The organism is Puia dinghuensis (assembly GCF_014642875.1).
Taxonomy (GTDB): Bacteria; Bacteroidota; Bacteroidia; order Chitinophagales; family Chitinophagaceae; genus Puia; species Puia dinghuensis.
This window is the reverse complement of sequence record NZ_BMJC01000002.1, coordinates 59767-84627: the sequence shown is the minus strand read 5'-3', so window position 1 is coordinate 84627 and position 24861 is coordinate 59767. Positions and strand designations below refer to the sequence as shown.

The 24861-nt window shown below is 55.3% G+C and carries 18 protein-coding genes; 9 read left to right on the top strand and 9 right to left on the bottom strand.

The genetic code is table 11. From position 1 onward, the window contains the following. Window positions 1–313: 313 nt before the first annotated feature. Complete coding sequence (locus IEY39_RS08475; protein WP_188930531.1) at window positions 314–814, top strand: glutathione peroxidase; 501 nt, start codon at window positions 314–316, stop codon at window positions 812–814. Window positions 815–817: 3 nt separating this feature from the next. Here IEY39_RS08475 and IEY39_RS08470 read toward each other — a convergent pair whose 3' ends face one another. The 3 genes from IEY39_RS08470 to IEY39_RS08460 form a co-directional block, all read right to left on the bottom strand. Next, window positions 818–1111: a type II toxin-antitoxin system RelE/ParE family toxin gene (locus IEY39_RS08470; protein ID WP_188930529.1), complete on the bottom strand. Its 294-nt coding sequence runs from the start codon at window positions 1109–1111 to the stop codon at window positions 818–820. Then, a complete protein-coding gene (locus IEY39_RS08465) occupies window positions 1108–1335 on the bottom strand; it encodes an addiction module protein (RefSeq protein ID WP_188930527.1) in 228 nt (75 codons plus the stop codon). Before IEY39_RS08465 ends, IEY39_RS08470 begins: the two co-directional genes overlap by 4 nt. A 220-nt stretch (window positions 1336–1555) precedes the next feature. Beyond that, a complete protein-coding gene (locus IEY39_RS08460; protein WP_188930525.1) occupies window positions 1556–2404 on the bottom strand; it encodes an aldo/keto reductase in 849 nt (282 codons plus the stop codon). Between the two features lie 119 nt (window positions 2405–2523). Between IEY39_RS08460 and IEY39_RS08455 the strand changes: the two genes are divergently transcribed. The 3 genes from IEY39_RS08455 (at window position 2524) to IEY39_RS08445 (ending at window position 8868) form a co-directional block, all read left to right on the top strand. Continuing rightward, a complete protein-coding gene (locus IEY39_RS08455) occupies window positions 2524–5514 on the top strand; it encodes an alpha/beta hydrolase family protein (RefSeq protein WP_188930523.1) in 2991 nt (996 codons plus the stop codon). Window positions 5515–5530: 16 nt separating this feature from the next. Continuing rightward, window positions 5531–6121 (top strand): TMEM175 family protein, encoded by a 591-nt coding sequence (locus IEY39_RS08450; protein ID WP_188930521.1) that lies wholly within the window; start codon window positions 5531–5533, stop codon window positions 6119–6121. A 308-nt stretch (window positions 6122–6429) separates the two neighbouring features. Beyond that, the gene (locus IEY39_RS08445) at window positions 6430–8868 is read left to right on the top strand and encodes an ABC transporter permease (RefSeq protein WP_188930519.1); all 2439 of its coding nucleotides are present in this window, start codon (window positions 6430–6432) and stop codon (window positions 8866–8868) included. A gap of 64 nt (window positions 8869–8932) precedes the next feature. Here IEY39_RS08445 and IEY39_RS08440 read toward each other — a convergent pair whose 3' ends face one another. Genes IEY39_RS08440 through IEY39_RS08430 form a run of 3 tightly spaced genes read right to left on the bottom strand, consistent with a single transcriptional unit; the run spans window position 8933 to window position 15669 of the window. Beyond that, window positions 8933–11284, bottom strand: coding sequence for a TonB-dependent receptor (locus tag IEY39_RS08440; protein ID WP_188930517.1), 2352 nt, complete (start codon window positions 11282–11284; stop codon window positions 8933–8935). Next, window positions 11285–12235, bottom strand: coding sequence for a sugar phosphate isomerase/epimerase family protein (locus tag IEY39_RS08435; RefSeq protein WP_188930515.1), 951 nt, complete (start codon window positions 12233–12235; stop codon window positions 11285–11287). A gap of 2 nt (window positions 12236–12237) precedes the next feature. Further along, complete coding sequence (locus IEY39_RS08430) at window positions 12238–15669, bottom strand: ThuA domain-containing protein (protein ID WP_188930513.1); 3432 nt, start codon at window positions 15667–15669, stop codon at window positions 12238–12240. A 151-nt stretch (window positions 15670–15820) separates the two neighbouring features. On the opposite strand from IEY39_RS08430, the gene IEY39_RS08425 reads away from it, so the two are divergent. Further along, complete coding sequence (locus tag IEY39_RS08425; protein WP_188930511.1) at window positions 15821–16480, top strand: alpha-ketoglutarate-dependent dioxygenase AlkB family protein; 660 nt, start codon at window positions 15821–15823, stop codon at window positions 16478–16480. Here IEY39_RS08425 and IEY39_RS08420 read toward each other — a convergent pair. Beyond that, window positions 16477–16872: a nuclear transport factor 2 family protein gene (locus tag IEY39_RS08420; RefSeq protein ID WP_188930509.1), complete on the bottom strand. Its 396-nt coding sequence runs from the start codon at window positions 16870–16872 to the stop codon at window positions 16477–16479. The two genes, IEY39_RS08425 and IEY39_RS08420, sit on opposite strands and share 4 nt — an antisense overlap. Here IEY39_RS08420 and IEY39_RS08415 point away from each other — a divergent pair, their 5' ends adjacent. From IEY39_RS08415 to IEY39_RS08405, 3 genes are all read left to right on the top strand, one after another. Beyond that, window positions 16873–17805, top strand: a complete 933-nt coding sequence (locus IEY39_RS08415) for an AraC family transcriptional regulator (RefSeq protein WP_262892851.1) — start codon at window positions 16873–16875, stop codon at window positions 17803–17805. It begins immediately after the preceding gene. A gap of 100 nt (window positions 17806–17905) precedes the next feature. Beyond that, window positions 17906–18214 carry a hypothetical protein gene (locus tag IEY39_RS08410; protein ID WP_188930505.1) on the top strand — a complete coding sequence of 103 codons (309 nt, stop codon included), beginning with the start codon at window positions 17906–17908 and terminating at the stop codon, window positions 18212–18214. Next, the gene (locus tag IEY39_RS08405; RefSeq protein WP_188930502.1) at window positions 18211–20322 is read left to right on the top strand and encodes a MutS-related protein; all 2112 of its coding nucleotides are present in this window, start codon (window positions 18211–18213) and stop codon (window positions 20320–20322) included. Before IEY39_RS08410 ends, IEY39_RS08405 begins: the two co-directional genes overlap by 4 nt. Here IEY39_RS08405 and IEY39_RS08400 read toward each other — a convergent pair. Beyond that, a complete protein-coding gene (locus IEY39_RS08400; protein ID WP_188930500.1) occupies window positions 20286–21035 on the bottom strand; it encodes a LytR/AlgR family response regulator transcription factor in 750 nt (249 codons plus the stop codon). The genes IEY39_RS08405 and IEY39_RS08400 overlap by 37 nt on opposite strands. Continuing rightward, complete coding sequence (locus IEY39_RS08395) at window positions 21010–22116, bottom strand: sensor histidine kinase (RefSeq protein WP_188930498.1); 1107 nt, start codon at window positions 22114–22116, stop codon at window positions 21010–21012. Before IEY39_RS08395 ends, IEY39_RS08400 begins: the two co-directional genes overlap by 26 nt. 293 nt (window positions 22117–22409) lie before the next feature. On the opposite strand from IEY39_RS08395, the gene IEY39_RS08390 reads away from it, so the two are divergent. Continuing rightward, window positions 22410–24854 carry an ABC transporter permease gene (locus IEY39_RS08390; protein WP_188930496.1) on the top strand — a complete coding sequence of 815 codons (2445 nt, stop codon included), beginning with the start codon at window positions 22410–22412 and terminating at the stop codon, window positions 24852–24854. Window positions 24855–24861: the final 7 nt, after the last annotated feature.

Genomic DNA, 24861 nt, shown 5'->3' with positions numbered 1-24861 from the left:
CATCTTAATTCGGATAGTTCTATGAGTATAGATCAGTGAGCGGCATAAAAAATGCATTTATGGGATTAACCGTGTCGATATTTTTAACAGACGTGCATTTTTAGTCGATTTTTGATCTGTTGTGCTGTCAAAGCCAGTCCTGTCGCGACTTTTAGGGTAAAAGAAATTTTTTCCCTGTGGTGTGGATGTACGAAAAAGCCCTACCTTTAGCAGGTAGCAGAGAGCCTGCTGCTTGTCACTCTAGCGATTGCATACCAACTTTCAACATCTCATCCCCGGGTTTCCGCCTGGGGTTTTTTGTTTACTTTTAGGTATGGCAAATGAATTTTATGATCTAAGCGCCAATACACCCCAGGGGCATTCCGTCAGTATGGCCGACTATCGGGGAAAGGTGGTGCTTGTTGTCAATACGGCTACGCAATGCGGGCTTACGCCGCAGTTTGCGGGGTTGGAAAAATTGTACCAGGAGTATAAAGACCAGGGGCTGGTGGTGCTGGGATTTCCGTGTAATCAGTTCGGGAGCCAGGAGCCGTTGACCAATGAGGCGATGGAGCAGACCTGTCTTGTCAACTACGGGGTAACGTTTCCGTTGTTTGAGAAGACGGAGGTGAACGGACCGGGGACGAATCCGGTGTTTCGGTATTTGAAGAAGAAGCTGGGTGGCCTTTTCGGCAGTAGGATCAAGTGGAATTTCACGAAATTTCTAATCGACGCGAATGGCAGGCCGGTGAAGCGGTATTCGCCGGTGACGAAGCCGGAGGCGATCGAGGGGGAGATAAGGCGGATGTTGGGTGGGGAGAGGGTTCATATATAAAGGCTATTCCCAGAGTGGTTTTTGGCGGGTGCTATAGATGGCGGCTATGAGGACGATGCGGGCTTCTTCGTCGATGGTGTAGTGGACCAAGTAGGGGAACCGAGGAACTTGAGCGCAGCGCACCTCGTCGTAGCGAAAGGAAGCAAAATGGGGGTTACTTTTGATGGATCGTAAGGCCTGTTGCACCTGGGCGGCGAAACGTTTGCCGAGGCCTCGTTGCATCCGGTTGTAGGCATAGACAGCGTCTTCCAGGTCGATTAGGGCGTGCGGAGAATAGATAACCTTGTACCTTGTCATTTAGTCAACCGCTTGAATTTCTTCTGCGCTTCTTCCCAGGGGATAGCCTTCTCGGGATGTTTTTGTATCTCCTTGATGCGTTTACGGACCTCTTTTTTCTGCCATTCGGGGATGACAATATCTTCTTCCGGCCGGAGCTCTACGGCGTCGAGCTTTTGCAAGTCTTTGAGGATGGCGGCGGCGTAATTCTTTTTAATGCGGATATGATAGGTGGTAATTGGCATATATAATAAATATACAAATGATTGGATTAGTGTGCAAGTTTACTTTCAACACTGACGGAGTAGCACAAATCTACACTTAAAATTTCATTCATCAAATGAATCGCGGCCCAACAGACCATGGTGATGGACCGGGCTTTGAGTGGTGTGGCGGCAGGGGCGCGACACGGGCACGAGGGTGCGGCGGCGGCGCGGAGCCCGAGTCGTTAGGCGAGGGCGGGGATTATTTTTCGAGGCGCTCGAGCATTTCTTCGGTGAGTTCGAGGTTTTCGGCGGCGAGATTTTCTTCGAGGTGTTGGACGCTGGAAGTGCCGGGGATGAGCAGCGTGTTGGAAGAATGATAGAGCACCCAGGCGAGGGCGACCTGGTGGGGCGTGGCGCCGATCTTGCTGGCGACGTATTCGACCGAAGACATGCTGCCGAGATTGCCGGCATTGATCGGATTCCAGGGGATGAAGGCCATGTCGGTCTCTTCGCAGTAGCGCAACACGGATTCCCATTTACGATAGTCCTGGCTGTATTTGTTTTGGACCGACACGATCTCAATATATTCCTCCGCCTTCTTTATTTCCTCTACGCTTACTTCGGACAGGCCGATGTGCTGCACCAGCCCTTCTTCCTGTACACCCTGCAGGAACTCGAGAGTCGGCTCGAAGGGTAAGGTCGGGTCGATACGATGCAACTGGTATAACGGGATGCTGTCGAGGCGGAGACGGGTGAGGCTGCCTTCCAGGGCTTCCTTCAAATGTTTGGGACTGGCATTGATATGCCACTGGTTGGGACCGCTGCGCAGGAAGCCGCCCTTGGTCGCGATGACGAGCCCGGCAGGATAGGGATAGAGGGCTTCGGCGATGAGTTCTTCCGAGATATGGGGGCCATAGCTATCCGCCGTATCGATGAAATTGACACCCAACTCCACGGCGCGTTGCAACACCCGGATGGCTTCGGCCCTATCCCTGGGTGGACCCCAGATGCCCGGACCGGTGATACGCATGGCGCCATAACCCATCCGGCGGACCGTCAATTCCCCGCCAAGGGTGAAATCTTTCCGGAAACTTAGTTTGGTACTCATATGTAAAGTGTTTTTTGTTGTGGTAAATTGGGGGTGCTACCTTCAACGCCCCGGTCGTGTAAATTGTTCGCCGGGTGTCCGGGGTTTGGATTAAATTCGATGATACCAAAATTCTGCGAATGAAAGCCCGCTTTTTTACCCTGGTTTTTATTGTATTGACCGCTGCGGCCCCGGCTCAAGCTCAGAAAAAGCCCCTGGACCATTCTGTATACGACGGATGGCAGAGCGTCGGCGAAAGCCTGCTCTCCAACGACGGCAAATGGCTTGTTTATACCATCACGCCCCAGGAAGGGGATGGACGACTTGTCATCCGCGCTACTTCAGGAGACTATGCAAAAGAGATACCGCGCGGGGCGGATGCAACGATCACGGAGGATGGCCGGTTTGTCATTTTCCTGATCCACCCTTTCTTCAAAGACAGCCGGGAAGCCCGCATCCGCAAACGGACGCCGGACCAGTCACCAAAGGATAGCCTGGGCTGGCTGGAGCTGGGGACGGACCATCTTGTGAAGATGGCGAGGGTGAAATCTTATAAGGTTGCGGAAAAGAATGGAGAATGGTTAGCTTATTTAACTGAGAAGTTGGTACCTGCGACACCTGACTCGGCGACCCGCATCCGGTTGTTGATGGCGCGGGCGGATAGTTTGGCACGAGTAGCGGACAGTCTGCGTCACCAGGTGGCAGAGGTGGAGGCGAAAGGTTGGAAGGCGGCGTCGGCGGGTTCCAGGGGCCGGGGTGGTGCGACGGTGGGTGAAACGCAGGAGGAAGGTACCGATCTCGTCCTGCTGAATCTGCACAGCGGAGCAGAGAGACGATTCCCGCTAACCAGCGAATATACACTTAGTGCCGAGGGCAATACGCTGATCGTCGAAACGACAAGCCGCAACGCGGACTCGCTTTCCAAGGCTTTTGTCCTATGGGTGAACACCGCAAACGGCAAGACAGACACGGTGTTGCGCGGCTTCCACGATGCGAAGAACTATGCCCTCGACGAGGCCGGCGCCCAGTTGGCGTTTGTAGCCGAGCGGGACAGCGTCCCCAAGGCCCTTGTAAAATTCTACCGCCTCTGGTATTATACCCCGGGAATGGATAGTGCAATAGTTCGCGCCGACGCCGGCAGCATCGCCGCAGCCCTGGCAGCCAGTCCCAACCATCCCAGCCCTTTGCCGCCGACGGAAAGCAAGGGATTTACCGTTAGCTCAGACTTCACCAACGCCTTCAGCAAAGACGGCAGCCGCCTTTATATCGGTCTGGCGCCCATCCGCACGCCAAAGGATACCAACCTCGTAGACTTTGAAACGGCACGACTGGATGTGTGGAACTATAACGACGACTATCTTTCGCCCCAACAGCTGGTGCAGGCGAACAACGAACTAAAGCGCAGCTACCTGGCCGTGCTGCCAAAAGGCGAGAGCCGTCTTGTGCCACTTGGTGACGCCGACTGCGAGACTGTGATCCCCGGCCAGGAAGGTAATGGCCGCTATGCGCTGGGGATGACCTCCCGGCCCTATCGTATCCAGCAGCAGTGGGAACAAAGTGGGTTGCAGAAGCTGTATCTTATCGATATGGCTGACGGAAGCCGCCGGCCGGTGCAGGACAAGGTGCGCGGTGGCGCGACGCTTTCCCCGGGCGGTCAGTATATCCTGTGGTACGACTGGAAGGGCCGTAACTGGTATACTTATTCGACGGCTAGCGGAAAAGTGAACAATATCACGGCCGGTATCCGGGCGCCGCTGTACGACGAAGAGGACGATCATCCCGATGACCCGCCGCCCCATGGGATGATGGGCTGGCTGGAAGGGGACAGGGAGGTGTATATCTATGACAAATATGATATCTGGCAGTGCGATCCCGAGGGTAGGACTCCGCCGGAATGCATTACACGCGGAGTTGGCCGGCGGCAGCAACTTACCTTCCGTACTATTCGCCTTGACCAGGAGGAACGAAGAGGGCGAGAGGGACGATTGCTACGCGAGGACTCCGCTGTGCATGCGGGTCAGGTCTTACTGTTGACCGTATTCAATCAGCGGGATATGTCCGAGGGGTTTGTGCTGCATCGGTTGGGCTCGACCTTCGATGCTGATACAACTGGTGGGCTCACCGGTGCGCAGAGCTATAACGGGTTCTTCAAGGCAAAGAAGGCGGCGGTGTATGGTTGGCTCAGGGGTAATTTCGATAAGCCCTATGATGTGTATGTAGACAGGCGGCAGTATAGTCAAATCAACCCGCAACAGAAAGATTACAACTGGCTGACCGTCGAGCTGCATCACTGGAAAATGCTTGATGGGAAGCAAAGCGAAGGGCTTCTGTACAAGCCGGAAGATTTCGACAGTACAAAGAAATATCCGGTGATCTTCTATTTCTACGAACGGGATGCCCGGACACGGTATGACTATATCGCGCCGCAGCCTGTGCGGGCTTCGATCAATATCGCGTATTTTGTGAGCAATGGATACCTGGTGTTCGATCCGGATATTTACTACAAGACGGGTCAGCCTGGGGAAGATGCCTATAATTCCGTGATCTCGGCGGCGCGATATTTGTCACGATTCAAGTGGGTTGACACGACGAAGATGGGGTTGCAGGGACATAGTTGGGGTGGATACCAGGTGGCGTACCTGGTGACGCGGACGCATCTTTTTGCGGCGGCCGAGGCGGGGGCGCCGGTGGCGAATATGACCAGCGCCTATGGGGGCATCCGCTGGGAGTCGGGGATCAGCCGCCAGTTTCAGTATGAGAAATCGCAGAGCCGCATCGGTTCGACGTTGTGGCAACGGCCCGATCTTTATCTTAAGAATTCGCCGTTGTTCCGCGCCGATAAGGTGACGACGCCGTTGCTGATGATGCATAACGATGCCGATGGGGCCGTACCCTGGTACCAGGGGATCGAATATTTCTCCGCCTTGCGGCGGCTTGGTAAAAAGACCTGGCTTATCGAGTATAACGGAGAGGGGCATGGACTAACAGAGCGGCGCGACCGGAAGGACTGGTCGATGCGCTTGTCGCAATTTTTTGGCTACTACCTGAAGGGAGAGCGTGCGCCGCGCTGGATGGTGGAAGGGGTGCCGGCGACGCTGAAGGGGATCGATTGGGGGCTGACGACGGAGTAAATATCAATACGATACTATGAAAAAAGGCCGATTGGAAGCTTTCAGTGATGGAGTGTTCGCGATCATCATCACTATTATGGTGCTTGAACTGCATGTCCCGCAGGGGGCAAGCCTGCACGACCTGGCGCCGGTGGCGCCTGTCTTCATCAGTTATACCCTCAGCTTTATCCTTGTCGGCATCTATTGGAATAACCACCATCATATGCTTTATGCGGTGCAGCGGGTGAATGGGGCCATCCTTTGGGGCAACCTCCACCTGCTGTTCTGGTTGTCGCTTATGCCGTTTGCTACCGCATGGATGGGGAACAGCCGTTTTGCGACATGGCCTGTGGTTCTGTATGGGGTCGTGCTGTTTATGAATGGGCTTGCCTATATGATCCTTTGCCGGCTGCTGATAAAAGAAGCGGGGCCCAATTCTCCGCTGGCCGTTGCGCTGGGAAAGGATTGGAAGGGGAAGGCTTCCATCATTTTTTATGCCCTGGGTATTGCGTTGACCTTTCTTAATCCCTGGCCGGCGTTTGTGTTGTATGTCGCGGTGGCCGGGATGTGGCTCATTCCGGACAAGCGGATCGAGAAGAAGGTGGCCGGTAGAGATATCGTGGAGTGAGGGGCGGGTCGGATGTTGTAAAACCAGGGATTGTAGACACAATCCCCGGTAGCTTTTATGATAAAACGAACGTGCACGTGGTTGAAGACCAAAATACATGACAATCGGCGGAATATAAAAAAATGAAAATGGGGCGGGGAAAAGATGTGCGCAAAGATAGGTGGGGGGAGCAGGGGTTAGTGCGCGAAATGGAACAGCAAGTGTATTGAAAACGAACAGTTTCGTTTTTGAGGCGGTTTGTAAGAGTCTGATAGACAGAGACGTAAAAAGATGGTCGCCGATTTGTGTCTTAGAGCAAAAAGGACTTCATGATCCGAAACTATCTCCTTACTGCCTGGCGCAATCTCCAAAAGAACAAATTCAATGCAACGATCAATGTCATCGGCCTATCGGTGGCGTTTACCTGCTGCATCCTGCTTTTTTTGATGGTACAGTATGAGTTTTCCTATGACTCTTTTCAACGGAACGGCGATCATTTGTACAAGGCGTATGATCTTTCTCATGCGGCCAGCGGGGACAAACGGGGGGAGAGCATGGCCTTTCCCGCGGCGCCGGCCATGAAGAAGGAGGTAGCGGGGGTGGTACATACTACGGGGTTGATGTCGGCTGGTGCGGGTATCCGTTATAAGGGAAAGGAAGTATTTCAACGGATCACGCTGGTAGACCCGGATTTTTTCGGGATGTTCTCTTTTCCGATCGTGGCGGGCAATGCCGCTTCGCCACTGGCGGAGTTGAGCGATGTTGTGCTCGCACAGTCGACGGCGACGGCGCTTTTTGGCGGGGAGGACCCCGTTGGGAAGCCGGTGGAGATCAAGGTGGCGGGACAATGGAAAGCGGTAACGGTATCGGCGGTTATTGCGGATGCCCCGGAAAATTCGAGTGTGCAATACTATATCCTTGCGCGGACGGAGATACATCCCAACTATCCGAACCAGAAGAATAGCTGGGATGAGCAGCATCATCCCGTTTTTGTCCAGTTAGCGGCTTCGGCATCTGTGCTGGCCGCGGAGAAGGACCTGCGGCAGCTGGTGAAGCGACACGGGCTTGTCAACGAGATCCAGATGAAGAGCCAGGGTTACCACAAGGACGCGAACGGGGACTATTATGCCATCCGCCTCGAACGTATAGCCGATCTTCATTTTGACCCGGACCTGGGTGGCCGCAATTCCATGAATAAAGCCTATCTGTATACGCTGATGCTGATCGCCGGGATTGTGATGTTGATCGCCTGTTTCAATTTTGTCAACCTCAATGTGGCGCGGTCGTTCACGCGGGCCAGGGAGGTGGGCATCCGCAAGACGATCGGCGCCGGGAGGCGGCAGATCTATTTCCAGCTGTGGGCGGAGAGCCTGCTGCTCTTTGTCGTTGCCGCGGTGATCGCCGTGGGGGCGTCGTCGATGCTCTTGCAGCGATTCAATGATCTTTTTACCGAAAAATTGAAATTAGAGACCCTGTTGCAGCCGGGGGTGTTGTTGGTGGCGTTGGCGGGGGCGGTGCTGGTCTCCTTTCTTGCCGGGGGGTATCCTGCCTGGCTGGTGTCGCGGTTCAATACAGTGGAGGTGTTGAAAGGGAAGGTCTCGGTGCGGGGCAGCGGACTGCTGCGCAGCGGGTTGATCACCTTCCAGTTTGTCCTGGCGAGTGCGCTGATCAGTGGAACGCTGGTCATCTACCGGCAATTTAATCATCTGCGGACGGCTTCCCTGGGGTATGTACAGGAATCGGTGATCAGCATTCCGTTGAAGAACCCCGAGAATGCCCAGCGTTATGCCAATGAGTTGCGGATGGACCTGGGGTCGCAGCCGTGGATGGCGGGGATCACCGGGAGTTCGGTGAATATCGGCATCGGGCAGGACGGGAGCATGAGCCATAGCGGGCTTGGCTTTACCATCGGCGACAAGGGTTTCTCCACGACCATGCTGCAAGTCGACTATGATTATCTTTCCGTTCTTGGCATGAAACCGTTGGCTGGGCGGGATTTCAGCCGGGATTTTGGCACCGACACTTCGACTTCCGTGACCAATGTAGTTGTCACGGAGAGTATGGCCAGGGAGTTTGGGGTGAAGAACGTACAGGATGTAGTGGGAATGTCCTTCCTCACCGACAGTTCGGGCCCGAAGTGGAATATTATCGGCGTTATCCCGGATTTTCACCTGTATTCGATGAATGAGCGGTTGGCGCCGACGACCCTGTTTTTGCAGCGGCATGGGGGGCTGAACTATCTTTTTGTCAAGGTGCGCACCACCAACCCGGCGATGACGCTTGGGCTTGTGCAGGCGGCCTTTCACCGGCTGGAGCCGGACAACCCGACGGCGGCCTCCTACCTTACGGAGAACACCGCGCGCTGGTATGATAAGGAGCGGCGGCTGTCATCCATCTTCTTTACTTCTGCTTTTATCGCCATTCTGCTCAGCTGCCTGGGGTTGTTTGCCATCGTTTCGCTGGTGATGAAGCAACGGCGGAAGGAGATCGGTGTGCGGAAGGTGCTTGGGGCTTCGATTCCGGCCATTACCGGTTTGTTGTCGAAGGATTTTATCCGGCTGGTGGCGATTGCTTTCCTGCTGTCGACGCCGGTGGCCTGGTATTTTCTCGACCGGTGGCTGCGGAATTTTGAATACCGGGTGGCTGCTTCGTGGTGGGTGTTTGTGCTGGCGGGTGCGACGACCCTGGTGATCGCGCTGGTGACGGTAGGGATACAGACGGTGCGGGCAGCGGTGGAGAACCCGGTGCGGAGTCTGCGGAGCGAGTAGGGCGACGCGAGTTGGTGAGGCACGGCGCCGGGGAATTTTTGCAGGCGGGCCTTGCAAAATTTGGTTACCAGGATGTTTTTAGGGTGACACCCCAGGTTTGCGGGTCGCCGAGGTGGGCGGCGCCGAAGTCGTAGGCGTATTCGATGTATTTGGTGTCGGTGAGGTTGCGCATCCAAAAGAATAGTTCGAGGTGGGGGATGGTGAGGCCGGCGCGGGCGTTGAGGATGCTGTGGGGCGATTGGGAGATCTTGTTATTGAGGTCGAAGTATTCTTTTCCCAGATAGAACCATTCCCCGTGGAGGACCAGCTTGAGTTGGCGCCGGGCGTTTAGCAGGAGGCTGTATTGGGGGCTGAGCATCGACGTGAGTTCGGGCGTATAGATCTGTTTTTTCCCGGCGAGGTCGACGGTGTGGCCGTTTTGTGAGAGATCGAGGGACTGATAATGGGCATCGGTATAGCCGAAACTGTACTGGAGCTGGAGGCCTTTTACGGGATTGGCTGCGGCTTCGAGCTCGAGGCCTTCACTGATCAGTTTTCCGGTGTTGCGGGTGACGGTGATGGCGCTTGGCAGGATGAGGGTGGGAACCTGTGCGTTGTTGACGTGTGAGAGGAAGGCCGTGATGTTGAGTTCGAGCCGATGCTCCCACCAGGTGTTTTTGATGCCGGCTTCGATGTTGTTGCTGTATTCGGGCTGGTAAGGATAGAGGGGTGGCTGGGTAGGAGCGGTAGATAGCTGAGTCAGTCCGCCGGGTCGATAGGCCCGGCTATAAGTCGCATAGATGTTGGTGTGAGGGTTAAGAAGGTATTTTATCCCGGCCTTTGGCGACAGGGCGCTGAAGTGCAAGGCAGCGGAAGTGTCGGGTCTGACAGTGATGACCGCGTGGCCGTCCTTTTGGTATTGTCCTTCTACATCGAGATAGCGGTGTTCGTAGTCATAGCGCAGTCCCGCGATGAGCTGCCATTGGCTGGTGACCGCATAGCTTACCTGACCATAGCCGGCAACGCCGGTATTCTTTCCCGTTGTAATATCGATAGAAGAAAAGTTGGATTGGGGTGACCCGACGAGTGCGGCGTCGGCGCCAAAATGCGTCGCCACTTTTTTGGGGTCGTCCTGGTGAAAGAAATAGACCCCGGCCGTCCAGTTGAAAGGCGAGTTGCGGTGATCGGCGGAGCTGAGACGGAGTTCCTGGGTGAAGACCTTGACATTGTTCCAGTCCGGGCCGTAGTTGTTGATGATGGAGACGGCATCCGCCGGGGAGAAATCACCATCGACGGAAGGGATATAATACCGATAGTTATGCTGCCAGGCGGTCTGTGCGGTAAAGTCGACGGTGTTTCCGGAATGCTTTATGGCCAGGGAGGCGTCGAGGGTGTTGTCGATCATTTTTCCCACGGCGTTCTGCGACAAATGGAAGGGGTGGCTCAACGCGTACTTTGCGCTGGGGGAGAGGGGGAAGGCGCCCCAGTTGCGGTTGTTCTGATGTTTTACGTTGAGGGTTGCCGACCAGCCTGCGCCGGGGAGATATTTCAGATAATAGTTGCCGGTAAAACCCGATTGCCGGTCGAAGGAAGTGTTGTTGTAGTCGTTTGTATAATAGCCGTCGCGTTTGCTGTAGGCAGCGGAGGCACCGAAGAACAGCACGTCTTTTACCAACGGGGTGCGGATGCCGGCGGCATAGCGTTGCTGGCCATAGTTGCCTTCATCCACCCGGGCAAAACCATGGGTGGCATTGGTGGGTTGCTTTGTGATGATGTTGATGACCCCACCCATGGCATTGCGGCCAAAGAGCGTGCCTTGCGGGCCGCGGAGGACTTCGATCCTTTCGATGTCATTCAGTTGTGGGATATAGGTGTCGAGGCTGAACTGGTTGACGCCATCGACATAAGTGGCGACGGCGGGGTCATAGGAGGTGGTCGTGATGCCGCGGATGGCCGTCACGTTGCGGCCGTCGCCGGAATTACCCGAATAGAGGTTGGGGACGATGGCGGTGATGCCTTTTATGTCCCAGAGGCGGTAGTCATCCACCTGTTGGGCCGAAATAGCCGATACGCTGAGGGGTACAGATTGCAGCAGCTCTTCTTTTTTTTCGGCGGTGACGGTGACGGCGTCGAGCTGGGTCAAGGAATTGGCCAGCCGGAAGGATTGCCGGTTGTCGCCTGCGGCGATATCGATGTTGGTGGCTAGAGTGGCATAGCCGATGGCAGATAACTGTAGCGTATACCTGCCATCAGTGAGATGCTGTATAGTGAAGCCGCCGGCGCTGTCGCTGACCGTGGTGATCTCCGTGTTGAGCAGGTGGATGCTGGCGCCGGCGATGGGTTTGGATATTTCGTCGGTGATGGTTCCGAGGATGCGCGATTGGGCGTTGGCGGTGATGGTCAGCAGCAGGGCCAGGATGCCGGGTAAAAATTTCATTTAAGCACTCAGAATTTTGGTAAGGTTGTTATAGCTGGTGGTGATGCTGGCAAAGGCATCGGCCGGCATATCGTGTTCTACAAAGAAGTGTTGCATCCCTGCTGTGGCTGCATTGTCGAAGATGCGTTTGAAGTCGACGACGCCGGTGCCTACGGGGGCGGGGCCGGTTCTCTCCTTGTTGAGATCTTTTGCATGCCAGAGGGGGAAGCGGCCGGGATGCGCCTTGAACAGTTCGACGGGGTCGACGCCGGCCTTTGTTGCCCAGCAGAGATCGAGCTCCATTTTTATGTCGGGGGACAGTTGCGTGAGGAAAAGATGATAGGGTGTCTCGCCGTCCACCTTTGTAAATTCTTCGGTGTGGTTGTGATAGCAAAAAGTGATGCCGGCTTTTTTGCAGGCTTCGCCAGTCTTATTGAGCGTTTCGATAGAACTCTTTATTTCGTCACTTGTGTGCATCGGGGTGTTAGCGCAGACGAGATAGGGGATGCCGCCTTCGGCGGCCTCGTCTACCAGCTGTTGCATATTCTCTCTCAGGTTGCGCATCGGCGGGAAGGTGATGGGTTTGCCGTTGGCGTCGACGATGGGTTTTGCGTTGGCGGGCATGTGGAAGGGGGCCCCCAGCACGTGGTGGGATCTCCAGGACATGCCGGTGTCCTTTACGAGGGCGGCGAATGCCGCCGGTTTCATGCCGTAATACCCACCTTTTTTGCTGAAGGCGGATTCTATTTCTTTATAACCGATGCCGGCCACCTTCTTCAGATTGCCGGGGACGTCGTTATCGATGAAGGTGAAGAGGGTGAACAACTGCAAGCCGATGGGGTGAAGCGCCTTGCCCGGGTGGCCGGATGAACCGGCGGCTTTGCTGAAGAAGGCCTGTGCCTGCTTACTGATGGCGAAGCTGCCGAGGGCGGCGGCGCCGCCGAGCTTGAGGAATTCTCTTCTGTTTGACATAGTTATTTTGAATTAAAGGTTAAGGATAGTATTCCGCCTGAGATGGGTTCTTTGGACTTGTAGAGGAAATAGACGGTGTGGCTGCTGCCGTCCGTTATCGCACTGATGGGGAGGGTGGCGATGGCGAAGGCCAGGGCGCCCGGCTTACCCGGGGAGGGAGTTATCGCTGCCTTGCCCAATAGTTTGCCGTCAGGGCCATCCAGTCTTGCCTCGAAGCCGAGCGGCATTTTTGGCGGCGCCTGCCACCCGCAGGTGAGGCTGATGTAGCGGACGCCGGTGAGGTCGACGCTATCGGAAGAGAGATAACCTTCGCCGGAGGGGAAGACCATCACGTTGTGGCCGTTGTATAGGAAGGGATTGAATCCTTTTACTTTTTCCTTACCGGTGAAATACATCGTGTTGCTGCGGAGGCTGACGGTGGCTTTGCCGGTGAGGGCTTTTATGTTGTTACCGCCTTTGTCGGTGTAGCTTGCGGTGATGACCATGTTATCACCGGGCTTTGTGTCCTTCGACGGGGTGATGGCGCCGGATTGGGGCAGAGACTTCTTAATGGCCGTTTTATTGCCGAGGGAGAGGATCCAGGTGACTATCTGGTTGACGTCTTCGGGGGAGATGTTGGGATGAGCGGACATGGCAACATCGCCCCATACTCCGCTGCCGCCTTTGATGATCTTTTGTGTGAGATAGCTGGCGGCTTTCGGATCTTTTTGGTATTTCTGCGCCACCAGCACGAAGGCCGGGCCGATGGATTTGTCGGCTTCCTTGTGACAGCTTTTGCAGTCGAGGGTCTGAGTGAGCAGTTTCCCGCTGACGCTTGCCTGACCTTGTTGGTGGCCCATGGGGACGGCATTCTTGTAATAGCTCTGGACGTAATCCACAGAGACGTACAGGTTGGCGGGGTCGAATTTGGCGGTGTCGTTGTCTTTTACGTCGACAGTGTAGCCGACGGGGGTGCCAGGCATATAGAACGACTTGTTGCCGCTTTTTAGTTCGATGGACACTTTCGGTTCTTCATTGCCGGCATAGACGGAAACGCCTTCGCTGTTTGCCGTGGCGCCCTGGTCGTCTTTTGCCTGGACGGTGATTGTATAATCGCCGGCGGTGCTATAGGTGTAATCGAGAGTGGGTTCGGTGGTCACTTTCTTTGTGCCGTTGCCGAGATCCCAGGTGTAGGTGAGTTTGCCTTTCTCCGGGTCTTTGGCCGTTGCAGTGGCTTTAACGGTGAAGGGCAGGAGGCCGGAGGTTCTGTCGACGGTGACCGCCGTGACGACGGGCGCCCGGTTACCAGCAATGTAATCGACGCGGGCCAGGCCCGCGTCGGGGTTTTTGGTGAACCAACCGGTGCCGTATTCCAGGAGGTAGAGCTTCCCGTCGGGGCCGACCTCCATATCGATGACCGAATTCATTTTTACGCCGGGGGCGAAGGGCTCCATCTTGTCGAAGTCGCCGTTGGGTTGCATAGTCACGGCCTTCATCCAGCCGCGCATCCACTCGTATATGATGAGTTTCCCGTTGTAGTAGTCGGGGTACCGCGTGGAGTCGGGGAACAGATCGGTGTAGTATACCGGTCCGGCCATGGCATTTCGTCCACCCGTTCCTACTTCGGGGAAGTCGGGTGAGGGTCCGTAAGGATACCAGATGAAGGCAGGTTGTGCCGGCGGCAGATCGCGGAGGCCGGTGTTGTTGCGAGAGTCATTGATGGGATGTTGGGGGTCGAAGGCGGGACCGCTCTTACCTGTCGCATAGTCATATTCGTGATAGGCGTAGTTGTCGCCTACGAAGAGGGGCCAGCCAAAGAACCCGGCTTTTCTTGCCTGGTTGACCTCGTCATAGCCGCGGGGGCCACGGGTGGCGAAGCTGTCATCGTTGGCATCGGGGCCTACTTCTCCCCAATAAAGATAACTGTTCTTCTGGTCTACGGAGATGCGATAGGGATTGCGATCGCCCATGACATAGATCTCGGGGCGGGTTTTTGCTGCTCCTTTGGGGAAAAGGTTGCCCGGAGGAATATCGTAGCTGCCGTCGGGGTTTATCTTTAGCCGCATGATCTTGCCCCGCAGGTCGTTACTGTTGCCGGCAGACCGTCGGGCGTCATACTGCAGATGGCCGGGGATGTCGTCGAGGGGAGCGAAGCCGTGGTTGACATAAGGGACGCCTTTCTCATCGAAAGGCGTGGAGTTGTCGCCCGCGGAGAAATAGAGCAGCTTGTCGGGGCCGAAGGCGATGGAGCCGCCGGTGTGGCAGCAGATCTCGCGCTGCGCTTTTACTTCGAGGATGGTTTTCTCGGTGGCGTTGTCGAGGGTATCGTTTATAAAGGTGAAACGGGAGAGCCGGTTGACCGAGCTATCGGCAGGGCTGTAATAGATGTAAACATAATGGTTGGTGGCAAAGTCAGGGTCTTTGGCCAGGCCCAGCATGCCTTCTTCGGCGTTGACGCCGGGTGTGTGGAGCGTTTTACAGTAGACATCAAAATATCCCACCTGTTTCACCTGTTTGGTATCGTGTTTGTACAGCGCGATGGCGCCGCGGCGCTGGATGATGAGGATGTCCAGGTTGGGAAGGATGGTCATCTCGGTAGGTTCGTAGAGCTGTCCCGTGAACAGCTGGGTCTTTACAAAGCGATCTTCATCCGGGGGGATGGGGGATTTCGCCTTTGCATAGTCGAGCTCGTTGTTGTCCCCGATGGCGTATTGGATGCCGGCGAGGATGTGTTTAAGGTAATTGTCTTCCGTGTAGCTTTCTTTTGTATGGCCGAGCTCGGTGTAGAAGGCGCGGCCACCGTCATAGTCATGCTCCCAGGCCATCGGGTGATCGCCCATTTTGTGGCCGCCTTTGTAGCTGGTCTCGTCGATGGTGAGCAGGACATGAACGTCCTTGTTCAATTCTTTATAACTGTAGAATTCGTCTTTTCGCTTCCATTGTTTTGGCAGGAATTGGGTGGCAGGGTTGTTGGCGTCGACGATGTTGAGAACACCTTCCTGGACATTGGGGAAGCTATCGTGGATGCCGGGGTGGTCGAGGAAGTAACCTCCTACCAGGCGGCCATACCAGTGCCAGTCGTATTCCGCGTCGGCCGCAGCGTGGATGCCGACAAAGCCGCCGCCGGACTGGATATAGCGTTCGAGGGCACCGCGTTGCCGGTAGTCGAGGACATCGCCCGTCGTGCTGAGGAAGATGACGGCAGAGTATTTCTTCAGGGTGTCGTCGGTGAACCACGTGGCGTCGGTAGTAGTGTCGACCTCGAAGTTGTTCTGGGTTCCCAACTGCCTGATGGCTGCGTTGCCATCGGCAATAGATTCATGGTGGAAGCCGGCAGTCTTGCTAAAGATGAGGACCAATGGTTTGCCGGGTCTGTGGTGGGAGCAGGAGGACAGGAAGGCGACCATGATCATCATCATGATCAGACTCTTTGTTGGCAGGCAATATCCTTTCATGTGTGTTGTTAGTTTATGGTTTCTTTATGTCAGGATGACACAATAATAAGGAATTATTTTTAAGATTGGGGTACCGCTGGTGGAGGGGAGGGGGGCTAAAGTGAGCAAGTTACGGGTTTTCGAAAGGCCGTATTTAGGATAATTTTGGGGTATGACAACGAGAAATCTATTTGCTACTGAGTCGGTTATCAACTTATTACCATTTGACGGGCAGGCGGATTACTATGGAAACGTCATTGAGCCGGCTGCGGCGCGGCGGTTTTTGGAAAAGCTGATGGCGGGGATTGAATGGCGCAATGACGAAGCGGTGATCTTTGGCCGCCATATTATTACCAAGCGGAAGGTAGCGTGGTATGGGGACAGCGACTATGGGTATAAGTATTCAGGTGTTGTCCGGCAGGCGCTGCCCTGGACCCCGGAGCTGATGGAGCTGAAGGGATTGACGGAGGGGCTGACGGGGGTGCAGTATAACAGCTGTCTGTTGAACCTCTATCATGATGGGGATGAGGGGATGGCCTGGCATAGCGATGATGAAAAGGAGTTACAGCCGGATGGGGCGATCGCTTCGTTGAGTTTTGGCGCCGGGCGGCGGTTTCTGTTCAGGCACAAGGAGAGTAAGCAGATCGTTGAGGTGATGCTGGCTGCGGGCAGTCTTTTGGTGATGAGGGGGGCTACGCAGGACCGGTGGCTGCATAGCCTCCCCAAGATGAAAAAGGTGCGGTTGCCGCGGATCAATTTGACATTTCGGACGATGATGCGGCGGGAGCCGGAGGACCGGACGATTGCAACCCCACGGCTCACGGCAGGTTAGTTACCCCAGAAGCTGTCCTCGGCCTGCTGGTCGAGCGAGAAGATCTTTGCGGAGGCGATCTTATTATCTCTCACCGAATACACATCGATGTTGTCGATATCGAGGCCGTCGCCGGGGCTGGTGGCTTTGAAGTGGAGGATACAGGCTACTTCGTCGCCGTTGACGCCGATAGGCGAAAACCCCGTGAGCCGGAATGTGCCTTCGCTGACGGCCTGCCAGCCCGCGGACATTTCGAAGACTTCGGCGGCGCTGTTACGGATGCCGGAGAAGCGGTTGTTGCCAGGCTGGGTCCATTTTACGTCGGGATGGATGAGTCCGGCCACGGTTTCCATGTCGCCATTCAATAATGCGTTGAGGAACGATTCGACTGTTTTTTTTGTTGCGTTTTCCATTTGTTTACGTTTTCAACAAAATTAGCGGCAGGGGGAGGTCCGGGCCTTACCAATTGGCGCCAAACGATTGACATTTCGCGCCATGGGGAAAAGCGGGGGACGAATTCGCTTACCTGTGAGGTGATCAGGAACAGCCATACTGTAGGGGAAGCATTTCAGCATTGCGCGGATTTTACGGAATTGCTGACCGATCTTTTCCGGACGAAGGTGACAAATGGTAAAAAGACCTTTGTCGCGGAGTTCATCCCTATCAAGGAGAAGACGGACGCTTTCCCCGTGTTGCGGAAACAATTGCTCGAGCTGTCGATGGCTTTTGTGCTGCACGAGCTGGATGGGCTGCTTTTTACGAAGATAGAACCGGTAGCCGTGGAAATGCCGTATGAGCGGGCTTCGCTGGGCGAGTTGCGAAGGGTGTTGCGGTGTGACAGGATCAAACCAGGGAAGCGATACCGAATGGAATTCAGCAATGATTTTTGGAATGAGCCGATCGTCGCCGCCAGTTTCAGCCTGCAACAGGTGTTGCTGGAGCGGGCGGGGCAATTGCGGGCCAGTGCCGGTAGCCGGGCGGCGAAGGAGGAGACGCTGTCCGGGCATATCAGCCGGTTGCTGGAGAATAATACGTATCTCGGAGTACCTTCTCTACAGCAGGTGGCGGCCAATCTCCACCTGAGTACGCGAAGTCTGCAACGCCGGTTGAAGGAAGAAGGAGTTTCTTATGGGGAACTCGCGGAGTCGGTGCGGAAGGCGACGGCTATGCACTACCTGCGGAGCAGCGACTACCCGTTGAAGGAGATCTCTTTTATGCTCGGGTATAATGAATTGAGTGCCTTCAGCAGGGCGTTCAAGAAATGGACGGGCCGGTCGCCGCAGGATCTCAGGAGACAATGGACAGGCGCCAATCGGGATAGGGTGGATATGGCCAGGGGGGCTTAAGGGGCGAGGGGCGTGACGAGCGATTTAGGCAATCTTTAACGCTGCCGGATTTAGCGGGGGAATTGTTTTTTATTAGTTTGGGCGTGCTAATCCATGCGCCATGCTAACAGCGAAGATCAAGGCATGTTTCCTATATTATAAGCACCTGCTGAGGGTGAACTTTGTTGTTTCTCTTTTGATCGCCCTCCTGGGCTGGGCTTCGGGGCTCGATGGTCTGAAGACGTTTTGTTTTTCTCTTGTAACAGGCGGAGCTTTTTTATCGTCTTACTTCTACGAGCGGCAACGCGGACATCAATATTATTTCTTTTTCAATCTCGGGCTCTCAAAAGGGGTGCTGTATGGCAGTGCCATCCTGTTTAATATTGTGTTGGCGGTGGTGCTCCTGGTCGTAAAAAACAATCTCCGATGACCGAACATGTCCTGGAAGCCGACAGTATCCTTGTGGAGCTGGGCGGCAGAAAGCTGCTATCGGATATTTACCTGCAATGCCGCACCGGTGAGGTTGTCGGGTTGTTGGGGCGTAATGGCGCAGGCAAATCCACTTTGCTCAAAGTATTGTTTGGCACCCAGGCCACCCCGGATCGTAGCGTCCGGATCGATGGCCGGAGCCTATCTCCGGTGTCGCTGCGCGGCAGGTGGATCACCTATCTGCCGCAGCATGGATTTTTACCGCCCGATCTTTCGGTGCGCAGCCTCATCAAGCTGTATGTTACCGATGCCCTGGAGGTGAGCCAGGTGCTGGCCGACGAGCGGATCAGTCCCCATCTGCGAAAGCGGGTAACGGCCTTGAGCGAGGGAGAGCTGCGTTACCTGGAGGTGCTGTTGTTACTGCATCTGCCTGCGCCGTTCGTACTGCTGGACGAACCTTTTTCGGGGATAGAACCGCTGTACCAGGAGCGGGTGATGGAGCTGATAAAGGAGTACCGTAGCCGGAAGGGATTTATTATTACCGATCATATATATCGGCCCATCATCAGTGTCAGCGACCGGCTGGTGCTGTTGGACAATGGGCGGGCGATCGGTATCCGCAGGAAGGAAGAGCTGGAAACGCGGGGGTATGTGCCGAAGGGTACATTTGTTCGTGGGGAGTCCGGTGTGGATGGTGGCGTTTTGGAGAGTGAGCAGGAGGCGGGATTCGAGGTGGACAAGCAGACCTGGAAAGACCTTGACCTGTTTGACCATGGAAGACGGGGATTGGTATTCGAGCTCCTTAACAAGGTGAAGACGACAGGTGGTGGCGATGTCCTGGAGCAACTATTAAAGTCGCCATCCAATCAGCGGGAGCTGCTGGAGGCGCGGCGGGACACTATCCGGTTCTTTGCCGACAACGGGGTCGATCTGCATATCGATCGGGAACAGCTGAGGACAATAGAGCATTATGCTACTTGTGGTATCGGGCTTTTCCCGGGGGTATTCTTTGATGCGGCGATCTATACCCTGCGAAATCAATTAAAGCAATCGCCGGATTATTATACGATAACCAATGGAGTGAGGCGGACGGTTGGTGTTCTGCGGCATCTTGTGGTACAGGCGGAAGAGTGGCTGGAGTGCGGTTGTCCCGATGCGCTGGTCAGCGAGGTGCTGGAAATGCTGGAGCTGCTCTTCGACTCCCGGGTCAAGGCCATCCTTTTCACCCCCGAGCATCCGCTGACGATGAGGGAAATTGCGCGGTGTGATCATTTTTTTCGCGGGGCGGGTAAGGTCTCACTGCGCCGGATACTCGATTTGCTGTATGAATGGGATGCCTATGTAGCGGTGGCCCGGGCGGCCCAGCAATACGATTGGTCGTTTCCGCACTATAGTGAGGCAGCGAGCCCGGCGATACAGGCTCACGGCGTTTTTCATCCGCTGATTGCCAATGCGGTGGCCAATGACTTTCAGATGGATGGGAAGGCGAACCTGTGTTTTATCAGCGGAGCCAATATGGCTGGTAAGTCGACTTTTCTGAAGTCGATGGGGCTGGCGGTTTATTTCTCGCACGTGGGATTCCCGGTGCCGGCCCGGTATTGGGAGACGACCTTGTTCAACGGCCTTATCACGACCGTCAACCTTGCCGACAATATCAGCCAGGGGTATAGCCATTTCTATACCGAGGTGAGGCGGGTGAAAGAGGTGGTGATGAAGGTGAAGGAGAAGCGGAAGATGGTGGTGATCTTCGATGAGCTGTTTCGGGGAACGAATGTCAAGGATGCGTCCGATGCTTCGTTGCAGGTGATCGATGGGCTTGCGGGCATCGGCGGGAGTCTTTTTCTGATCTCGACGCATATTGTGGAGATTGCTGCGGGGTTGGAGCGGAATCCGAATATCGTCTTTGCCTGTTTCGAGTCGCGGATGGAGGGTGGGGTGCCCTGGTATAGTTATAAGCTGCGGAGCGGGGTCTCCAACGAGCGGGTAGGGATGCTGATATTGAAGAATGAGGGGATATTGGAGATGCTGGAAGAGATGAAAGGGGCGCGGCCGCCCGGTGGGATGGGCGGGCATCAGCGGGGACCGGAAAGGGCGAGTTTTTCCAGCTGATGGCGGTAGAGTTTGCCGACAGGGATATCTTGCCCGCCGATCTCGACACCGGTATGGGTGTAGGCGGTGACCTTGTGGATGGCGATGATGAAAGAGCGGTGGATGCGCAGGAAGAGATGAGCGGGCAGCATCTCTTCGATGGAGCCGATGGGTTTTTTCATCACGAGCGGCTTTTGATCGGTGCGGATGATGCGGCTATAATCTTTTAAGCTTTCTATATAGACGATCTCGTCGAGGCGGACCTTGACCATTTTCCTGTCGACCCTGAAATAGAGAAAGGGGGCGGCTTCCGGGGTTTCCGCGGGTGACCTGCCGGCAGCAAGTGTTTTGCCGGCCGCGGGGGTTACGGATGTAGCGAGACTTTCGCCCGTGAATTTGTTGACGGCGCGGAGGAAGCGTTCGAAAGAGAAAGGTTTCAGCAGATAGTCGACTGCATCCAGGTCGAAGCCTTCGAGCGCGTAGTCTGCGTGTGCGGTGGTGAAGATGACCTTTGGCGGATGGCGCAGGGTGCGGATGAACTCCGTCCCCAGCAGGCGGGGCATCCTGATGTCGAGAAAGATGAGGTCTACCGGTTGTTGCCGGAGCAGCTGCATCGCTTCGAAAGCGTTGTGACAGGCGCCTATCAACTGCAGATTGTCCGTGCTTTCCAGATAGGATCGGAGTATTTTTAGCGCGGGTGGTTCGTCGTCAACGATGAGACATTTCCATTGCATGATGGTTCATTTCTTTGGATGAAGCCAGGCGGATGACGAGGGTGACCTGCCAGGTGTCCTCGTCGGCGAGGCATTTTAATGTATGGGTACCGGGATAGAGTAATTCCAGTCTTTTTTGCACATTATGCAGACCCAGGCCGCCCGGGTGGCGGTCTGCCGGCCTTTGTCCGGCTTCGTCGCGGCTGTTGATCAGTTGGAAGGTGAGCGTATTAGCCTCTACGTGGAGGTGGAGGCTGATCCAGCTTTTGTCCAGCTGTTTACTGATACCGTGTTTTATGCTGTTCTCCACGAAGGGGAGCATGAGCAGTGGTGCGATGGTTTTGCCGGCAATGTCACCGGTGAACTGCAGGCTGCAATCGAGCCTGTCGCCAAAACGCATACTTTCCAGTGCCAGGTAATTTTTTATGATGTCGATCTCGGTAGTCAGCGGGATCAGGGGGGGATTGCATTCATACAAAATATAGCGCAGGAGGGCGGAGAGTTTCAGGACGAGCTGCGGGGCCTGGTCGGACTTTTCGAGGCAAAAGGAGTACAGACTGTTGAGGGTGTTGAAGAGAAAGTGGGGGTGGAGCTGCGATCGCAGCAGTTGTAACTCGACGATGAGCTTTTCCTTTTCCAGCTGTTGCTGGCGTTGTTTTTCGAGATACCAGGATTTGACCAGTTTGATGGTGACGGCCATCCAGCCGGTGCTGAAGAGGGCATAGATAGTGCGGGGTGTGTAGATACTCAGCGGCGTTTCGTTTCGCCTCCACATCTGACGCTCGCCGGAATAGTGAACGAGGTAGACGTCGGCAAAGCGGGCATAGAACAAGCAACAGGTGAGGATGCCCGCGAAGCCGATGATGGTGGGCACGAGTTTCCCTTTGAGGACGAATTTTGGGAAGAGGAAATAGTTGAGGGAATAGGCGAAGAGGATGTGTCCGGGCAGAAAGCCAAGGGTGGTGGTCAGGATCCGCAAGGGGGTGCCGAAATGGAAAACGAAATAGTGGAAGATGATGACGGCGATCCAGAACAGGATGTGCAGTAATATCCGTTGGCGGGACAGCCGATCGAAGAGTTTTATGTACATGAGTTCTGCCATGCCCGGGATTGACCGGGCAATTTATAGTAAAAGGATCGGATTGGAGGGAGGAATGTTGCTTACTGTCGACGAAAGTGCCCTTTTGGTAGATGAGTGGAATAAACAGGCGAATATCGCCGGTGAGGAAGGGTTGGGCGATATGGTGGCGGCGCCCCGGAGGGGCGCCGTAGTTTTGGAGCCTCTCATCATATAGAGAGGTTTTGCAGAGCCTTGTTGTATCTACGGCGGGGCTCATTTTTTTTCGTATCTTGGCTGTCTACACTGGGAATATCTTTCATTTTAAATTATTGGTCATGCTGAAAAGTATGCTGCGGATCGCGGTCCGCCACCTGCGTAAGCGTAAGGGTTATGCTGTATTGAATATTTTGGGATTGACGGTGGGCATCGCCTGCTGTCTGCTCATTTTCGAATATGTGGCGTATGAGCGCAGCTATGAAAGTTTTAATCCCAAGGCCGGCAGGATCGTCCGGGTGCAGAATGAGGAATACCAGAACGGCGTGATGACGGTGCCCTGTGCGTCTTCGATGTCGGCGCTGGCGCCTACATTGAAAAAGGATTTCCCGGAAGTAGAGGAAGCCTGCCGGCTCCGGCATTCGCCCCTCATCCTGGCCAATGATATCCGTAATGTCCGGTTCGAGGAATTGAAGGCCTATTATGCCGACCCGGCCACAGTGGATATTTTCAGCGTCCACGTGCTGGAAGGCGATGCGAAGACAGCACTGTCGGCGCCCTCGAAGGTGTTGTTGTCGGCCACTTCGGCGAAGAAATATTTCGGCCACGAGGACCCGCTCGGGAAGACATTGACCCTTCATGGCAACGGACGTACCTGGTCGCTGGAGGTGACGGGCGTATTCGCCGATTACCCAGCCAATTCCCACATGCAGTTTGACCTGCTGGTATCCTATAAGACCCATAGCGTAGTGAATGGCACCTATGGCAAGCCGAATGACCCGGTTGAGACCAGCTGGGGCTGGACGGACTTTTACACGTATATCCTGTTGCGGGAGGGGGCCAACCGTCAGCAGTTTGCAGCCAAAATGCCGGCTTTTATCGACAAGTATTATAATAACCTGCCGGAGAATCTTGCCGATAAGGACCGGTATAATCTTACTGTTATGCCGCTGCTGGATATTCATCTGTACTCCCATTACACCGAAGAGGCGGAACCCAACGGGGATGGGCAGTCGGTGTCTTTTCTTTTCCTGATCGCCTTTTTTATCATCGCCATTGCCTGGATCAACTATATCAATCTTTCTACGGCGCGTTCGCTGGAGCGGGCCCGGGAAGTGGGGGTGCGGAAGGTGCTGGGGGCGGTTCGCCAGGAGTTGATCCGGCAATTTATGCTGGAGAGCCTGTTGCTCAATGTGGTTGCCCTTGTGGCGGCGCTTGCGGTTGTGCTGGTGGCGAACCCGCTGTTTGGACGGCTCACGGGGCGCCCGTTGACGGCTATCTTCTCGTTGCCGGGGCTTTATTGGGAATATTTCGCCGGGTTGTTTGTTGCGGGGACGCTGCTGTCTGGTATTTATCCGGCACTGGTTTTATCCCGGTATCAGCCGGTAGCCGTGCTGAAAGGATTGTTCAAGAATGCGGCGGGAGGGCAATGGCTGCGGAAGGGGTTGATCGTGGGGCAATTTGCAGCTTCCATCATTCTTATCGCGGGGACGGTGATCGTTTACCGCCAGGTGATCTATATGCGCAGCCAGCGGTTGGGCGTGGATATCGATCGTACGCTGGTGTTGAGGGGGGCCCGCAGCGCCCTGACGGATTCGGCTTACCATGGGGCTTTTGATGCTTTTAAAGGTGAAGTGCTGCAAGTGAAAGGTGTGAAGAGCATCACCGCTTCGTCGAATGTGATGGGGGAGGAGATCTTGTGGGACACCGATTGGTGGTGGATGCAGCATCCTGGTGGCATACGTAAGGTCTCGATCTTTATGCTGGGGGTGGACCAGGACTTTGTCGGCAGCTACGGGATCAGGATGGTGGCGGGACGCAATTTTTCCCGGGATTTTCCCAGCGACAGAAGGGCTGTGCTGTTGAATGAGACGGCTGTTCGCACGCTTGGGTTCGCGTCCCCGCGAGCGGCGTTGGGGCAATTGGTGACCACGGGTGCGAAAGCCTTTGATTCATCACTGGTCGTTGGTGTCATCGCCGACTTCCACAATGAAGGACTGCAAAAAGCCATCCAGCCGCTGGTGCTGTTGCCGAATAGGGATGGGCGTGCCCATTATTCCCTTAAGATAGAGCCGACTGATGCTGCGGCGACGATCGCGGCGGTGAGGAAGATATGGGACAAGCATTTTCCCGGGGATAATTATACCTATTATTTTCTCGATGAGGCGTTCGACCGGCAATATGCCGAGAACGAGCGTTTTGGGCAGGTGTTTGCCTTATTTGCCCTGTTTGCGGTGGCTATCGCCTGTTTTGGCCTGCTTGGGCTTTCTGCCTATAACGTATTGCAGCGGACGAAGGAGATCGGGATCCGCAAGGTATTGGGCGCTTCTGTGAGCAGCCTCCTCTACCTGTTGTCGCGGGACTTCCTGGTGCTGGTGATTGCCGTCCCTGTTACGTGGGCGGTGATGGATAGCTGGTTGCAGAGCTTTGCCTATCGCATCGGTATCTCGTGGTGGGTGTTTGGGCTGGCGGGGTTGCTTGCCGTGCTGGTGGCGTTTGTGACAGTGGGTGGGCAGGCGTTTCGCGCGGCTGTAGCGAATCCCGTCCACAGTTTGCGGAGCGAGTGAGCCGCAG

Excerpts from the sequence above, each read along its gene's own strand:
- IEY39_RS08475 (WP_188930531.1), top strand. The coding sequence starts at position 314 with ATGGCAAATGAATTTTATGATCTAAGCGCCAATACACCCCAGGGGCAT.
- IEY39_RS08470 (WP_188930529.1), bottom strand. The coding sequence starts at position 1,111 with ATGACAAGGTACAAGGTTATCTATTCTCCGCACGCCCTAATCGACCTG.
- IEY39_RS08465 (WP_188930527.1), bottom strand. The coding sequence starts at position 1,335 with ATGCCAATTACCACCTATCATATCCGCATTAAAAAGAATTACGCCGCC.
- IEY39_RS08460 (WP_188930525.1), bottom strand. The coding sequence starts at position 2,404 with ATGAGTACCAAACTAAGTTTCCGGAAAGATTTCACCCTTGGCGGGGAA.
- IEY39_RS08455 (WP_188930523.1), top strand. The coding sequence starts at position 2,524 with ATGAAAGCCCGCTTTTTTACCCTGGTTTTTATTGTATTGACCGCTGCG.
- IEY39_RS08450 (WP_188930521.1), top strand. The coding sequence starts at position 5,531 with ATGAAAAAAGGCCGATTGGAAGCTTTCAGTGATGGAGTGTTCGCGATC.
- IEY39_RS08445 (WP_188930519.1), top strand. The coding sequence starts at position 6,430 with ATGATCCGAAACTATCTCCTTACTGCCTGGCGCAATCTCCAAAAGAAC.
- IEY39_RS08440 (WP_188930517.1), bottom strand. The coding sequence starts at position 11,284 with ATGAAATTTTTACCCGGCATCCTGGCCCTGCTGCTGACCATCACCGCC.
- IEY39_RS08435 (WP_188930515.1), bottom strand. The coding sequence starts at position 12,235 with ATGTCAAACAGAAGAGAATTCCTCAAGCTCGGCGGCGCCGCCGCCCTC.
- IEY39_RS08430 (WP_188930513.1), bottom strand. The coding sequence starts at position 15,669 with ATGAAAGGATATTGCCTGCCAACAAAGAGTCTGATCATGATGATGATC.
- IEY39_RS08425 (WP_188930511.1), top strand. The coding sequence starts at position 15,821 with ATGACAACGAGAAATCTATTTGCTACTGAGTCGGTTATCAACTTATTA.
- IEY39_RS08420 (WP_188930509.1), bottom strand. The coding sequence starts at position 16,872 with ATGGAAAACGCAACAAAAAAAACAGTCGAATCGTTCCTCAACGCATTA.
- IEY39_RS08410 (WP_188930505.1), top strand. The coding sequence starts at position 17,906 with ATGCTAACAGCGAAGATCAAGGCATGTTTCCTATATTATAAGCACCTG.
- IEY39_RS08405 (WP_188930502.1), top strand. The coding sequence starts at position 18,211 with ATGACCGAACATGTCCTGGAAGCCGACAGTATCCTTGTGGAGCTGGGC.
- IEY39_RS08400 (WP_188930500.1), bottom strand. The coding sequence starts at position 21,035 with ATGCAATGGAAATGTCTCATCGTTGACGACGAACCACCCGCGCTAAAA.
- IEY39_RS08395 (WP_188930498.1), bottom strand. The coding sequence starts at position 22,116 with ATGGCAGAACTCATGTACATAAAACTCTTCGATCGGCTGTCCCGCCAA.
- IEY39_RS08390 (WP_188930496.1), top strand. The coding sequence starts at position 22,410 with ATGCTGAAAAGTATGCTGCGGATCGCGGTCCGCCACCTGCGTAAGCGT.